At 71.0% G+C, this 14,409-nt stretch carries 14 protein-coding genes and 1 pseudogene; 14 read left to right on the top strand and 1 reads right to left on the bottom strand.

The genetic code is table 11. The annotated features are described in order from the left end of the window. The first annotated feature begins 30 nt into the window (after positions 1-30). From ACFF45_RS26325 to ACFF45_RS26275, 11 genes are all read left to right on the top strand, one after another. On the top strand, positions 31-726 hold the full coding sequence (locus ACFF45_RS26325) for an HAD family hydrolase (RefSeq protein WP_381348968.1): 696 nt from the start codon (positions 31-33) through the stop codon (positions 724-726). Then, positions 723-1,355, top strand: coding sequence for a hypothetical protein (locus ACFF45_RS26320; RefSeq protein ID WP_381348966.1), 633 nt, complete (start codon positions 723-725; stop codon positions 1,353-1,355). Before ACFF45_RS26325 ends, ACFF45_RS26320 begins: the two co-directional genes overlap by 4 nt. Continuing rightward, positions 1,352-3,034, top strand: coding sequence for a GH3 family acyl-acid amido synthetase (locus tag ACFF45_RS26315; RefSeq protein WP_381348964.1), 1,683 nt, complete (start codon positions 1,352-1,354; stop codon positions 3,032-3,034). The genes ACFF45_RS26320 and ACFF45_RS26315 overlap by 4 nt, the downstream gene beginning before the upstream one ends. Before the next feature lie 113 nt (positions 3,035-3,147). Next, positions 3,148-4,002, top strand: a complete 855-nt coding sequence (locus ACFF45_RS26310; RefSeq protein WP_381348962.1) for a class I SAM-dependent methyltransferase — start codon at positions 3,148-3,150, stop codon at positions 4,000-4,002. A gap of 2 nt (positions 4,003-4,004) precedes the next feature. Next, positions 4,005-5,423 (top strand): NAD(P)/FAD-dependent oxidoreductase, encoded by a 1,419-nt coding sequence (locus tag ACFF45_RS26305; protein WP_381348961.1) that lies wholly within the window; start codon positions 4,005-4,007, stop codon positions 5,421-5,423. A gap of 2 nt (positions 5,424-5,425) precedes the next feature. Further along, a complete protein-coding gene (locus ACFF45_RS26300) occupies positions 5,426-6,556 on the top strand; it encodes a hypothetical protein (protein WP_381348960.1) in 1,131 nt (376 codons plus the stop codon). Then, a complete protein-coding gene (locus ACFF45_RS26295) occupies positions 6,553-7,404 on the top strand; it encodes a DUF6182 family protein (protein ID WP_381348959.1) in 852 nt (283 codons plus the stop codon). Before ACFF45_RS26300 ends, ACFF45_RS26295 begins: the two co-directional genes overlap by 4 nt. 3 nt (positions 7,405-7,407) lie before the next feature. Next, entirely contained in the window at positions 7,408-8,076 is a 669-nt protein-coding gene (locus ACFF45_RS26290; protein ID WP_381348958.1) for a substrate-binding domain-containing protein, read from the top strand. Beyond that, complete coding sequence (locus tag ACFF45_RS26285) at positions 8,073-8,876, top strand: alpha/beta fold hydrolase (RefSeq protein ID WP_381348956.1); 804 nt, start codon at positions 8,073-8,075, stop codon at positions 8,874-8,876. Before ACFF45_RS26290 ends, ACFF45_RS26285 begins: the two co-directional genes overlap by 4 nt. Further along, on the top strand, positions 8,870-9,709 hold the full coding sequence (locus ACFF45_RS26280; protein WP_381348954.1) for a class I SAM-dependent methyltransferase: 840 nt from the start codon (positions 8,870-8,872) through the stop codon (positions 9,707-9,709). Before ACFF45_RS26285 ends, ACFF45_RS26280 begins: the two co-directional genes overlap by 7 nt. A gap of 47 nt (positions 9,710-9,756) precedes the next feature. Then, positions 9,757-11,337, top strand: a complete 1,581-nt coding sequence (locus ACFF45_RS26275) for a cytochrome P450 family protein (RefSeq protein WP_381348952.1) — start codon at positions 9,757-9,759, stop codon at positions 11,335-11,337. Between the two features lie 25 nt (positions 11,338-11,362). Here the strand turns inward: ACFF45_RS26275 and ACFF45_RS26270 are convergent. Continuing rightward, positions 11,363-12,148, bottom strand: a pseudogene (locus ACFF45_RS26270) (IS5 family transposase); the annotation flags it as partial. Between the two features lie 862 nt (positions 12,149-13,010). On the opposite strand from ACFF45_RS26270, the gene ACFF45_RS26265 reads away from it, so the two are divergent. The 3 genes from ACFF45_RS26265 to ACFF45_RS26255 all read left to right on the top strand — a co-directional run. Next, positions 13,011-13,820, top strand: coding sequence for a class I SAM-dependent methyltransferase (locus ACFF45_RS26265; RefSeq protein WP_381348951.1), 810 nt, complete (start codon positions 13,011-13,013; stop codon positions 13,818-13,820). Positions 13,821-14,095: 275 nt separating this feature from the next. After that, positions 14,096-14,302 carry a hypothetical protein gene (locus ACFF45_RS26260; protein ID WP_381348949.1) on the top strand — a complete coding sequence of 69 codons (207 nt, stop codon included), beginning with the start codon at positions 14,096-14,098 and terminating at the stop codon, positions 14,300-14,302. A 40-nt stretch (positions 14,303-14,342) separates the two neighbouring features. Then, positions 14,343-14,409 (top strand): S-adenosylmethionine synthetase N-terminal domain-containing protein (locus tag ACFF45_RS26255; protein WP_306434313.1); only part of this gene is annotated, 67 nt, incomplete at its 3' end.

The following is a 14,409-nucleotide window of genomic DNA, read 5'->3' as shown; positions in this document are numbered from 1 at the left end:
ACCGGTCGGCATCAAGAAGGAGCCCCTGACGTGTCAAATGCCAGCCGCAGGCCGGCTACGGACCGCCCCTACCTGGTCTTCAGTGACGTCGACGAGACCCTGATCACCGTCAAGAGCATGTTCGACTTCCTCCATTACCAGTTGGTGCGTCGGCATGGCGTGGGCGGTGAGGAGGAGTACGAGCGGATCATGGCGGCGGTCCGCCGCCGTGCCGACGGCGGCACCCCCCGGGCGGACATCAACCGCTTCTACTACGGCCACTACGCCGACGAGTCGGTGGAGACGATCGGCAGGCTCGCCGAGGACTGGTTCGCCGAACGCACCGCGTCCGGCCGGGGCTTCTACATCGAGTCGACCCGGGAGGCCCTGACCGCTCATCGCGCCGGCGGTGCGACCGTCGTCCTCGTCTCCGGCTCCTTCCCGCCGCTCCTGGAGCCCCTCGCGCGCGAGGTGGGCGCCGACACCCTCCTCTGCACCCGCCCGCTCGTCGCCGACGGCCGCTACACCGGGGAGGTCGGGACCCCGGTCATCGGCGCGGGCAAGGGTGCCGCCGTGCTGCGGATGCTGCAGTCCCGTCCCGACGTCGATCCGCGCGACTGCTGGGCCTACGGCGACCACGTCTCCGACCTGCCGATGCTGGAACTCGTGGGGCACCCCGTGGCGGTGGGGAAGGACGAAGAGCTGCGAAAGCGACTGGCCGGGCGCGTCAAGGGAGTCACGGCATGACGGCCGGGGGTCCGTTCTTCGTCCTGCTCGGCCCCGACGGAGCCGGCAAGTCGTCGGTGATGCGCCGTCTGGCCGGGCTGCTGCCCGAGTGGCGGCTGGTCTCGACGGACAGCGCTTTCGTCGCCCCCGAGCACACCATGATCACCCGGCTCCGCCGCGACCTCACGGACCACCTCCTGCCCGGCCTCGGCACCGCCTACTCGGCGGACTTCCTGGCCAGCGTGCTCCAGACGGCCGTGGTGCACATGAGGGACCAGGTGCACGAGCGGGACCCCCGGGTGCCGGTGCTCGCGGACTCGTACTACTACAAGATTCTGGCGAAGTGCCGGATGGCCGGGGTCCGCGACACCCTGATGTACGACTGGTGGCGCTCGTTCCCACAGCCGGACCGGGTGGTCTACCTCGATGTCTCGCCGTCGTCCGCCTGGTGGCGACGCGGCGGCGGCGCGGGCCTCAATCCCCTCGAATACGCAGGCGAGACAGGCGACATGGCCGGGTTCGAGCGCTATCAGAAGGAGCTGCGCCAGCTGCTGCTGGAGGAAGTGTGCGACCTTCCGGTGACCGAGCTGCCGGAACAGCCCAGCGTCGAACGCGCCGTCGAGGTCGTACGGGAGGTGCTCACCTCGTGAACGCCTCCTCCGTATGGCACACCCCCGGTCACGCCGACCGCTACCGCGAGCGTGTGTACGCCGCGCGCGAGCGGCTCGCCGCCGAGCACAAGGACATGAGCGGCACGCAGGCCCGTGTACTCGCTGACCTGTTGGCCTTCAACGCCGACACCGAGTTCGGCCGACGGCACGGGTTTGCCCGGATCCGCACGATGGACGACTTCCGGGCTGCCGTCCCGCTTCAGGACTACACCGCCCACGCCCCCCTGATCGAGCGGACCGCCGCCGGCGAGCGGGGCCTGCTCACGGCCGACGCGCCCGAGGCCTACTTCACCAGCAGCGGCAGCACCGGAGCACACAAGAAAGTGCCCGTCACCCCGCGTTTCATGAGCACCACCTTCATGCCGTTCTACTTCGCGGCCTGGGCCCCGCTGATCGAACACTTCCCCGAAGTGCTCCAGCGGCCCGACGCCGTCCTCAACCTCAAGCACGACCCGCTCACCGCCCCGCCCACCACTGCCGACGGCCGCCCGTATGCGGGCGCCAGCCAGGTCGACTTCGGCGCCCGGTTCGGCGAGCCCCTCTCCGCCGAACCCGGCACCGGAGCGCCGTGGGCCGTGCTGCCCGTGCCCACGGACCCCGGCGACCACCTCGAACGCGCCTATCTGCGGCTGCGGCTGGCGGTGCAGAGCGATCTGCGGTGTCTGATCGGCATCAACCCCGCGATGATCGCCGCGGTGCCGTACCAGCTGAACCTGTGGTGGCCGCGGATCGTGAAGGAGGTCCGCGACGGAACCCTTGGCGGCCTGCCCCACCAGGCGCCCGACCCCAGGCGGGCGGACCGGCTGGAGCAGCTCGCCGAGTACTTCGGGACCGTGCGCCCCGCGCATGTGTGGCCCCGCCTGCGCGCACTGTTCTGCTGGACCACCGGTGTCGCCTCGCTCTATCTCCCCGCGCTGCGCGCGGAGTTCGGCAACGATGTCACCGTGCTGCCCGCGCCGGTGGCGGCGTCCGAGGGCCCGACCGGCGTGGCGCTGGACCGGCACGCCTCCGCCGGCAGCCTCGTCGCGTCGGCGGCGGTGTACGAGTTCGTCCCCGCCGACCACGACCTCACCCCCGGCAGCGCGACCCTGCTGCCGCACGAGATCGAGGCCGGCCGGGACTACCACGTGGTCTTCAGCCACGTCGGCGGGTTCTACCGGTACACCGTCGGCGACGTGGTCCGGGTGGTCGACCGGGTGGGCGCAGTGCCGCGCGTGGAGTACGCGGGCCGGGGGGTGCGCTCCGACGCGGCGGGGGAGCGACTGCGGGACGCCCAGGTCGTACGGGCCCTGCACACCGCTCTGGGCTCCGGCGGACTCGGCCTGCGCAACGTGGCGTGCCGGGTCGAGCCGGACACCGACGACACCCGCCGGTACATCTTCGCGATCGCGCCCGGCAGCCCCTGGCACCAGCGGGAGACCGCCCGCTTCACCGCCGATCTGGACCGCGCCCTCGCCGCCGAGTCCGCCGAGTACCGCCACGCCCGGGGCGCCGGCCGGCTGGGGAGGCCGACGGTTCGGCTGCTGGACCGCGAGGCGTTCGCCCGTGACTGGCACACGGCAGTCGACACGGGAATCCGGCCGACCCAGGTGAAGGACCGGCTGTTCCGGCAGGACGACGCACTGTGGCGGCGGCTGACCGGGACGGCGGACGGCTGACGCCCACCTGCGACGCCCTCACGGTGGTGAACCGAAGTCTGTCCGGCGTGCCGAACCGCCCCCGGCCCCGCCAACGCACCCCAGGTTCTCGAACCGCCCCCCGAGGAGCCCCCATGCCCGTACTCAACCCTGTCGAACGGACCGCCCTGCTCACCGCAGCGCTGCGGGCGGCGGAGACCCGCCGCCCGGACCGGCTGTACGAGGACCCGTACGCCGCCGGACTGGCCGGAGACGAGGGACCGGACCTGCTGGCCGAGATCCGGGCCGCGACCTTCCCGCCGGACCGGCTGCGCTCCCTGCCCAGCACTCCGGACTACAACGCCATCCGCACCCGGTTCTTCGACGATCTACTGCAAGACGCCGCCCGGGCGCCGGAGACCACTCAGATCGTGCTGGCCCCGGCCGGGATGGACTCGCGCGCCTACCGGCTGTCCTGGCCCGGCCGCATCCGCTACTTCGAGGTCGACCGCCCGTCGGTGCTCGACTTCAAGGCCGAGCGGCTGCGCGGGGTCGCGCCCCGCGTCGACCACCGCACGGTCGCCGTCGACCTCACCGACGACGACTGGGAGGACCGGCTCGGCGCGGCCGGGTACGACCGCACCGTGCCCTCGACCTGGCTGCTGGAGGGCCTGCTCTACTACATCCCCGAAGCCGACTCCCGCCGCATGCTGCAGCGGGTCGCGGCGATCTCCGCCCCCGGCAGCCGGATCGCGGCCGACATCGTCAACCGGGCCGCGCTGAGTCTCCCGCACATGCGGGGCCTGCTGGACGTGTTCGCCGGCTGGGGGTGCCCCTGGGTGTTCGGCACCGACGAGCCGGAGGCACTGTTCGCGCAGTACGGCTTCGACGTCCGCGCCCTCCAGCCGGGCGAGCCTGACGCCGACTACGGGCGGTGGCCGGACCCGGTGCCGCCGCGCGACGTCACCGAGGTGCGCCGGGTGTTCTTCGTGCATGGTCGGCGACGCTGACCATGAGGGCCATCGTGATCGCAGGCGGCGGCACCGCCGGTCTGGCCCTGGCTCTGGCGCTCGGTGGACGCGGCCACCGAGTCCGGGTTCTGGAACGGGGGGAGACGCCCCCGTACGGGCCCGTCCGCAAGAGCGCGGAGTCGTGGCGGCGACCGGCGGTGCCCCAGGCCGCGCACGACCATGTCCTCAACGCGCTCGGGGTACGGACGCTGCGGCGGCATGCGCCGGGGGTGTTGACCGCGCTGCTGGCGGACGGGGCGCGGCTGCTGGACCTCAGAACGGCGGCACCCGGCGAAGTCGACGACCCGGACCTGGTCACCCTCTTCTGCCGCCGCTCGGTGCTGGACCTCGTCCTGCACCGCGCCGCGAGCGCCCTGCCCACGGTGACCATCAGCCACGACACCGTGGTCACCGGGCTCCTGCTCGACTCCGACCGGGCGGCCGGAGTCGTCACGGACTCCGGCGAGACCCTCGCCGCCGACCTGGTCGTGGACGCCTCCGGCCGCCGCTGTGCGTCCCGAACCTGGCTCGCCGCAGCCGGCGTCCCGGCCGGGAAGGACCTCACCGGCGCCAGTCACCTGCGCGCCTTCGGCCGCTTCTACCGGCTGCGTGAACCCGGCGGTTCGCCGCCGGGCCCACTCAACCGGGGCAACGCGGCCGGCGGCATCTGGGGCCACTACTCGGCCGTGGCGCACCCGGCGGACAACGACGTGTTCGCCATCACCCTCGGCACCCTGCCCGGTGACCATGCCACGACGGCACTGCGCGACCCCGGTGCCTTCACCGCCGTCTGCGGGATCTCGCCGTATCTCCTGCCGTGGGTCGACGAGAACGCCGTGCAGCCGCTGGGGCCGGTGCGGGTGATCGGCATGCCGCCGAACCTCCTGCGGGACGCCTCGCCCTTCCCGGGCCTTCTCCGGGTGGGAGACGCCGCCTGCGTCACCGACCCGATGTTCGGCCGCGGGCTCGCCCTCGCGCTCACCCATGCCTTCCGGCTCGCGGACCTGATCGACCGGCACCCGTCCGCGGCGGCCGAGCTGGGCCGTGCCGCCGCGGACCTCACCGACGAACTCCTGCGCCCCTGGTACGAGCAGGCCATCCACGATTCATGGACACGGGTCGAGCGGTGGCGGGCAGCGACGGGTACGCCCCCGGCGTCCCGGCGCCCCCCGGTCCCGCCGGTGCCCCCGGACCTCTGGGCGGCGGCGATCGAGGCCACGGCCACCGATCCGGTCGTATGGCGGGGAGTCACCCGCGCCCGGACGAGCCTGACCACCCCCGCGCGGCTCTTCGCCGACGAGCACTTCCCGAGCCGGGTACGCCAGGCGTCCGCGAACCCAGCCCCGTCCGCCGAAACCGCGCCTCCCACCCGGACCGAACTCCTGGAGACCATCAGAGCCACTGTCCGGAAAGGAAGATGAAGATGCCGCCCCGCAAGAACGTCCTGCTGGCCCCGGTCACGGTGACCCCCACCAAACCCCTGACCCCCAGCCACCTCAAGGGCCTGCTGTGGACCGACGTCATGTTCCGGGCCACGGTGCCGCTCGCCGAGGTGACGTACCGATACAGCCACACCACTTACCACGTCACCGAGCAGACGGTCGGCTTCTGGGAGTACCTCGACCGCACCCGTGGCGAGACCGACTACGCACAGCTCTCCGAGGAGGAGATCGGCGAACTCTACGTTCGCTACCGAGCCGAGGAGCAGCCGCAGAGCGCGCAGGCGCTGCGACCGTACCGGGACGCCATCGAGCACAGCGGCTGGACCCACCCCGCGAGCCGGCGCCTGCTGGAGCTGTGGGCCGGGCACTACGAGCGGCTCGGCATGCACGATCCCGGCCTCAAGGAACACCAGCCGCCGGGCCTCGCTCTGGAGGAGATGGTCGAACAGTTGTCCGCCACAGGCCTCGTCCTCGACCAGCGCGACTACGGCGGTCCGGTCTACCTCGACCTCACCCGGTACGGCATGCCCCTGCGCCGCATCATCACCTCGGACGGCCAGCCCAACTACCTCGCCTGTGCCCTGCGCGAGTTGCTTCCGCTCGTGCCCTGGTACGACGAGGTCGTCCTGCTCTACGACCGCGAGCTGGACACCGACTACCAGTTACTCAACCGCGTCCTGACCCGCCTCGGGCCCGCAGTGCACCGGGTGCCCTTGGGGCGGGTGCCCATCGATGGCCGGATCGCCCCGGCCCGACAGGGCGGCTGGCGCGGGCACACGGCCGGTGTGCTGCTCGGCGAGGCCGATGAGACGTGCGGCGACGACACCGAGGCGCTGCGGCTCGGCATGCGCCTGTACTTCGTGGCGACCCTCGGCCCCGGCCAGCGCGAGTCGTTCCGGCACGACTTGCTGCGGAACTGCCTGACCATGGCCGCCCGGCTCCTACGGCGCTCCCGGGCCGCCGTCGCGGTCGGCACCGGTGACCTGTTCGACGCTCTCGACCGGCACCGGCGGGGCCACACCTATGTCGACCCCTACCGGCTCACCTGTTCCCTCCTGGGCCGTGGACGGCCCGCTCCCGACCCCGCACTTCTGTCGGCGGTGTACCTGTGACCAGTTCCCCCGAACCGACGGCCCCCGCTCATGCGGTTTCCGACCCCTCGCACACGCTCGCTCCCACGCCTCCCGCGACCGCGGCTTTCGCCTCGCCCCACGCCCTCTCCCCGGCCGCCCTGCTGCGCTCCGCCCTGGACCGCGTCCGCAACGCCCGCCCCGAACTGGCCGACCGGCTCGATCTGTCCAGCGCCCAGGCCCTGAGGGCCCTCCGGGCCGGTTTCCACACCGCGGACGCAGCCGACACCGAGGTGCTGGCGGTGGCCGTCGTGGGCCGGCTCGATCTGCCCAGCTGGGTGCGCGAGACCTGTGCCTTCGCGCTCACCCTGGCACCGGAGGCGCGTGACGCCTGGCGCAGCTCCTTCACACGTACTGTGTTCCTGGCCGGCAGCCCGGCCAACCTGCGTGAGCGGTTCACCTTCGAGCACGTCGCGGGCGATGGCTCGGTGGCCTGGTGCGGTCCGGCGCCGGGCGCGGCGACGGTCACGCTGCGTCGCCTCCTCAAGACCTTCGAGGCCGGACACGATCTGACCGCGAAGCCCGCGGCCACGGTGACCGTCCCGCGTACGGTGACCGCGTCCGGTGCCGGCTGGTCCCGCCCCGCCGTCCACCGAGACCTGTACATCGCCACCGCCGGGGTGACCGTCGCGCACGCCCTTGTACACCTCCACCATCTGCTCGCCGAGGCCGTCCTGGACGGGCTGATCCATCCCTGCGACCGCCTGACCCTGCGCTTCATGCCTCGACTTACCGGCCTGGCCGGCCGATTCGCCATGCTCCGCGTGGACACCGACGTCCACCGCCCGGACGAACTCCAGGCCTACGCGGGACTGTCCACGGAGGTTTGACCCATGACCACCCGCACACCCGCGGCCGCCGGTGACGCCTTTGTCCCCGGCGCGGCCGTCCCGCCCCGTAGCCTCCGGCTCGGCGTCCACGGCTCCACCCACCTCGCCGCTCGCATCGTGGCCTCCGCCGGGCACCCGGAGTCGTCGGTCGAGTACGTCCCCTACGAGGTCTCTGAGCCGTTCACGCTGCTGCGTGCCGGGGCGACGGACCTCATGCTCGTCAAGTACGCCCCGCTCGATCCGGACATCGTCCTCAGCGAACGCGTCGCCTGGGACGGCCGTGCCGTGCTTGTCGGCGCCCATCACCCCTTGGCGGCCCAGAGGTCGGTCTCCCTCGAACAGGTCGCCGACTACGAGGGCTTCCGGTGCCCCGGCGACTTCCCGCCGAACGTCTGGGACCTCGTCGTACCGCCGCGCACCCGGACGGGCCGTGCCATCCGCCGCACGCACACCATGACCACCCTGCCCGCCCTGCTGGAACTGCTCCGGAGCACTCTCGCGATACATGTGTCCTTCCAGTCCCTCGACGCGGTCCTGCCGCCCGACATCAAGGTGGTCCCGGTGCACGACCTGCCCCCCTCCCCGGTAGCCCTCGCCTGGCTGCGCGGCTCCCGACTGCCCGAGCGGGCCCGGCGGTTCGTCGGCGACGCGGAACGGGCGGCCCGACGATGAGTGACTCGAAGACCGGCGCGGGCCTCCCCGTCGTCCTGCTCCACGCCCTGCCTCTCGACTCGTCCATGTGGGACGAGTCCGCCCGGGCCCTGCGAGCCCGCGGCCACCGCGTCCTCACCGTCGACCAGCGCGGCTTCGGCGGCACCCCGCTCCCGGCGGATGCCGTCCCCTCCCTCGACCTGGTCGCCGACGACCTGGCCCGCGAACTCGATCGCCGCGGCGTCGACTCGGCGGTCGTCGTCGGCTGCTCGATGGGCGGATATACGGCGATGTCGTTCCTGCGCCGTCATCCGCACCGTGTCCGCGCACTGGCCCTGTTCGCGGCCCGGGGCACGGCCGACACGCCGAAGGGGGCCGCGGCGCGCCTCCGCTTCGCCGACCTGATCAGCGATGACTCCCTGCGTGCCAGGATCGTCACGGACACCACCCCGTCCCTTCTCGGCGCCACCACCCGGGCCCAGCGGCCGCGGCTGCTGGCCCAGGTGACGGCCCTGGCACAGACGGCCGAGCCGCACTCCGTCGCGTGGGCGCAGCGGGCCATCGCCGCCCGCGAGGCTTCCCTGGCCGCCCTGAGCGCCACGGACGTGCCCGCCGTGGTCGCCCAGGGCGAGGAGGACGAACTCGTCACCCTGGACGAGGCCCGCGAGACGGCCGCCGCCCTGTCCAACGGCCGACTCGTCACCCTCCCCGGCGTCGGCCACCTTGCCCCGCTGGAGGCACCCGGGAAAACCGTGGAGATCCTCACCAGCCTCCTTGCCGCGGCGCAGGCCTTCCGTCCGGCTGGAGCCACCACGTGCTGACGGGAGATCACGCGGCGCTCGGTTACACCACCTCCACCGGCTTGGCCTTCACTCACGAGGAGATCGTCGACGCTCACTTCGAAGCCTGCGCCGATGCCTACCGGGAGGCCCTGGAAGGTGTCGGAATCCGCGCCGGCTGGCATGTCCTGGACGCGGGCTGCGGAAGCGGAACCTTTCTGCCCTGGCTCGCGGAACTCGTCGGCGAACGGGGCCGGATCTCCGCCCTCGATCTGGCCGGGGAGAACGCCGAGCGGGCCGCCGAGCGGATGCGGAACCATCAGGCCGGGCCGCAGACGGAGATACGGCAGGGCAGTGTGCTCCGACTGCCCTACCCGGACGCCTCGTTCGACGCCGTGTGGTGCGCGAACACCACCCAGTACCTCGACGACGCCGAACTGGCCCGTGCGCTCGCGGAGTTCCGCCGAGTCACCCGGCCCGGGGGACTGATCGCGGTCAAGGACGTCGACGGCACGCTGAGCACCGTACGCCCCGCGGACCCGTTCCTGATCACCGACTTCTTCCGCGCGTCCGCCATGTCCCCCGGGTATGCGCGGCAACTGCTGCGCGGCCGCGACCTGTACCGCCGGCTCCGTGAGGCCGGTCTCCGTTCGGTGTGGCAGCGCACGGTCCTCATGGAGCACCACGCCCCGCTGTCCCCTGCGGCCATGCGGTTCTACGGCAACGCGTGCGCGCGTTTCGCGCGGCAGGCGCGGAATCTCGGGATTCCGGGCGACTGGGCGCCGTTCCTCGACCCGGAGGACGCGACGAACCCGTTGCGCCACCCGGACGGTTACATCAGCGAGGGGAATGTCGTCGCGGTCGGGACTGTCTGAATGCTCGAACTCCTTGGTGTGCACTCCAACCATTCACCTGGTGCAGCATGAATGAGCCCCATTCCCCGACCGCGCGGACCGGCACCCGATTCGAGCGTGGCCTCGCCGTCCTCGGTGAGCTGTCCGGCACGCGCGGCGCCGCCGTCGTCGACACGCCGGCCGACATCGCTCCGGACCCCCGCCGCTTCCTCGTCGAGTGGGCCTACGCCGACATCTTGGGTCGTCGCGGACTCGACCGGCACCACGCCCTGTTGCCTGTCCGTGAACACCGTAAGGCCGACCGTCGTGAATCCAGCACCGATCAAGGGAAGCAGCTCGCCATGACATCGGACGTCGCGGCAGACTTCGGGGCGTTCGGCGAGGAATTCTTCAGGAATCCGCACCCCGTCTACGCCGAACTCCGTGCCCGCGGACCCGTGCACCGTGTGCGGGTCCCCGAGGGCGCGGAGGGCTGGCTCGTCGTCGGGTACGGGGCCTGCAAAGACGCCCTCACCGACCCCACGCTGTCCAAGAACTGGCAACACGCGTCCCCCGGGCTTCCGCTGGCCCGGCTGTCCGCCGGCCACAACCTGCTCAGCTCGGACCCACCGGACCACACCCGGCTGCGCGGACTGGTCTCCAGGGAGTTCACCCCGCGCCGCGTGGAGACGCTCACGCCGCGCGTGGAAGCCCTGACCGGCGAACTCCTCGACACCATGCTCTCGTCGCCCGACGGACGCGCCGACCTCGTCGAGGCGCTCGCCTTCCCGCTCGCGATCGGCATCATCTGCGAACTCCTCGGTGTCCCCTCCCTGGACCGCGGCTCCTTCCGTACCTGGGCCGAACAGGCCCTCAGCAGCCCGGACCGCGACACCCGCCGCGCCGCGACCGGTGCGATGACCGCCTATCTGGTCGGCATGATCGACGAGAAGCGCGGCCGCCCCGGCGATGACCTGCTCAGTGCCCTCATCCGCTCCACCGACGAGGACGGCGACCGCCTGTCCGCCGACGAACTCATCGGCATGGCCTGGCTGTTGCTGGTCACAGGCTTCGAGACCACCGTCAACCTCATCGCGTCGGGCGTCCTCGCCCTGCTCCGCCATCCGGACCAACTCGCGTCGCTGCGCGCCGACCTCGGCCTCATCGACAACGCTGTGGAGGAGATGCTGCGCTACGAGACTCCGGTCGAGACGACGACGTACCGATTCACCACCGGGTCGGTGACGATCGGCGGGGTGACCGTCCCGGGGGGTGGTGAGCTGGTGCTGATCGCCCTCGCCGACGCCGGACGAGACGCCGCCCGCTTCCCGGACCCGAACCGCTTCGACATCCGCCGGGCCGCGGGCGGCAATCTCTCCTTCGGGCATGGCATTCACTACTGCCTGGGCGCCCCCCTCGCCCGGCTCCAGGCGGCCACCGCGATCACCGCACTGCTCGAACGCTGCCCCGACCTGGCCCTGGACTCGGACCCGGCGTTTCTGCCCTGGCGCCAGGGCCTGCTCATACGAGGCCCCCGGCGCCTGTACGTCCGCTGGACCGATGGGACACCCAAGGGAAGCCGCGCGGAAGTTGACCCCGCGATCCCCGTGGACGCGCAGGCGCCGGAAGGCGTGGAGCCCCGCGTAGGCCGACCGGACGGTCATCGGTAGGCAGGGCTGGCGCAAAAACCGAACCTCTCACGAAGGCTGCATGGATGCCGTCGCGTCGTTCCCAGCGGATGCGCAGGCGGCGGAAGCCGTGCAGCCAGGTGATCGTGCGCTCGACGACGCTACGGAAGAAGCCCAGGCCCAAGCCGTGGACCTCGCCTCGTTCGGCGATCACCGGGCGGTCGCCGCGGGCCCACAGCGGGCGCCGGTACTCGTCGTGGTCGCAGCCGCGGTCGGCGAGGAGCACGTCGGGTCTGTGTCTGGGCAGGCCGACCGCGCCGGCCATGGCCGGGACCTTGTCGAGCAGGGGCAGGAGCTCGGTGACGTCGTTGCGGTTGCCGCCCGTCAGCGACATCGCGAGCGGGACGCCCTGGGCGTCGGCGAGGACGTGGTGCTTGCTGCCCGGCCGTGCGCGGTCGACCGGGTCCGGACCGCTGTTGGGCCCCGGCGGGCGGCCCGGACGTGGGAGGAGTCGATCGCTGCCCGCGACCAGTCCAGCTTCTTGGCGGCCCGCGGCTTCCTCAGCAGCACGTGGAGCAGTTCGTTCCAGACGCCAGCCTCGTTCCAGACGCCAGCCTCGTTCCAGACGCCAGCCTCGTTCCAGGCGGCCAGGCGGCTAGGCGGCCAGGCGCCGCCGGCAGGTCACGGCCGAGCCGAAGCCCAGTCCCTGGGGCAGGTACTCCCACTGGATGCCGGTGTGCAGCACGAACACGATCTCGTACCACGCCTGCCGGTCTGACACCCGCGGTCTGCCCGCGGCCCGCTTCGGCGTCGGCTCGGGCAGCCCAGCCGGCGCAGCCCGCTCGGCATTCACGGGCCCGACGTGCTGACGGTGCGGTTCGGCCGGCCACACTGACCGGGGCACTCGGGCAGGTGGGGGAGTGGCCTCTGTCAACGGCACGGGAGCGACAGGTTCGTGAACGCCGCCAACGCACCCCACAGCGGCTCCGCCGCCACCTCGTGCCGTGCGTACGCCGGGGTGGTCGGAGTTGGCGATGGTGAACTGCCTCAGTGGCCCGAAGCGCGCCTCGATCGGGGTCGCCCAGGAGGCGTAGGCCGGGGTGAAGGGCGCCCTTGTGGGCGGACAGGCGTCATCGCCACTCCCCTCCTCGCGGCGGTTGACGCCCCAGCGGTCACCGGCCGTAGTACCGGGGCACGGATCAGGTTCTCCGCACAGATGGTGTTCGCACCACCACGATCAGGAGACACTTCCTCCGGCAGTGCCGTGCTCCCAAGATGAACGTACGGGAACCCGGCCGAATTGAAGCCACTTGATTCCTCAGTCACGAAAAGCTGGTGTTGAAGACTATCCGTCGCACAGTGCGGTGCGGCTTCAGCGGTTCCTTTTGCGTGATGCGCGGAGAAAGAAATTCGTCATTCGATCGCCGGCCGCATTGACGCGGCACCGCTGAACCGACCGCCCCCTGCGGCACTCCAGATAACCAGCCGACCGACTCTCTTTGGATTTGGCATGTCCATCGAGAAGCTCCGTCTCCGTAATGGGTTCGAGGATGGAATTCGTCTTCTCCCGCGACCTCTGGATCTCCTCGAACACCCTCACCCCGAACCACTCGCCCCGAACCAGGGGTGCGGATGGAGCCCGCCCGCCCGCATTCCAGTGAGCGCGACCGCCCTCCCGCCATCACGGGCTCACCGACCTGAAGGGAATTCAAGATATGCCTGAATTCGACTCTCGCGGCACTTTCCAGAAGGCGGCAAACGAGTACACGAAGATCCAGGACGCCTTCCCCGAGGTGATACGCGATCCGCTGCTGGCCGACATGGCAGTGAAGGAAGGCGACCGGATCCTCGATCTGCCCTGCGGGACGGGGGACGCGATCGTCCGGGCAGCGAAGCTCGCAGGACCGACAGGACACGCCCTGGCCATCGACATCTCCCCCTCCATGATCGAGGAAGCCAAGGAAAGTGCGGAGGCAGCGGGAGTCAAGAACATCCAATTCGTCGTCGAGAACATGGATGAGGCCCAGTTCGACGCCGCCGCATACGACATCGTCGTGTCAGCCAACGGACCCTTCTTCGCCTCAGACCTCAAAGCCTTCCTGGTGAAAATGTGGGGGGCCGTCAAGCCTGGCGGTAAATTGGTCCTCATGACCCTGGGGCGCAACTTTCTCACGCCCATCTCCGGCGTCTTCCTGGACTTGGCGCAAAACAAGACCGAAGACCTGCGGATCTCCATACCCTGGCGCGTCACAGAAGACATCCTCTTCCTGAGGACACTCCTCGAAGAGGTGACAAACAAGCAGCGAGTCAAGATCACCCACCGGGACGTCGTCATGGATTACAAGACAGCCGACGGAGGCTGGAATCTCCTGATGGGTACCGCGTTCAGGGGCTACACCCTGGAGATGTCGGCACAGAACCAGGCTGAGATCGAGGCGGAGATGAAGGAGTGGATGCAGACCAACCGCGTATTCTCCGCGACCTGTAGCTTCAACAACATCGTCGTCACCAAAGACGATGCATGAAGTGAAGGCTGTCAACTCCCTCGGCCTGTCCGTCCCAGGGGCGTCGCGTGATGGGGACGGGCCCGGTTCGCTGGTCTCGTGGATGTCGCTGACCTGCGGCGTCTCCTGATCCTGGTCACCGATCCCCGCGGTGCCCGGCGGTCGCGTTGCAGTGTGCGGCCGCTAGGCGGTGCTGACCGGGGCCCACTCGCTCATCGCGATCAGCGAGTGGATCGCGGATGCCCCGTAGTACGCGCTGGCTGTCCTCGGCTGAGCGGCCGATCCACTCACCGGCTGTGACCGGTGGACGCCGCGATCAACGCGTCGCTGCCGGCCGGCACACCACCCCCGCCGAGCTGGAGACCAAGGCGGGGCCGGTGCGACGGGCGATCGCGGTCGACGGCGAGGTAGGGCTGGACGGCCTGGACCTGCGCCCGGCACGCCCTCTCGCCGCACCGGCCGACTCGGTCCTCCTGAGCAGGAGGAGGGCCAAGTTCCCATGACGTCGAGTCACCTCACTGATTCCCCATCCTGGAGAACGCCATGTCCCGTCGTCTGTTCACCTCGGAGTCCGTGACCGAGGGTCACCCCGACAAGATCGCTGATCAGA

It is taken from the genome of Streptomyces cinereospinus, assembly GCF_042430725.1.
Taxonomy (GTDB): domain Bacteria; phylum Actinomycetota; class Actinomycetes; order Streptomycetales; family Streptomycetaceae; genus Streptomyces; species Streptomyces cinereospinus.
The sequence above is the reverse complement of the archived record's forward strand: the minus strand, read 5'-3'. Positions and strand labels throughout refer to the sequence as shown.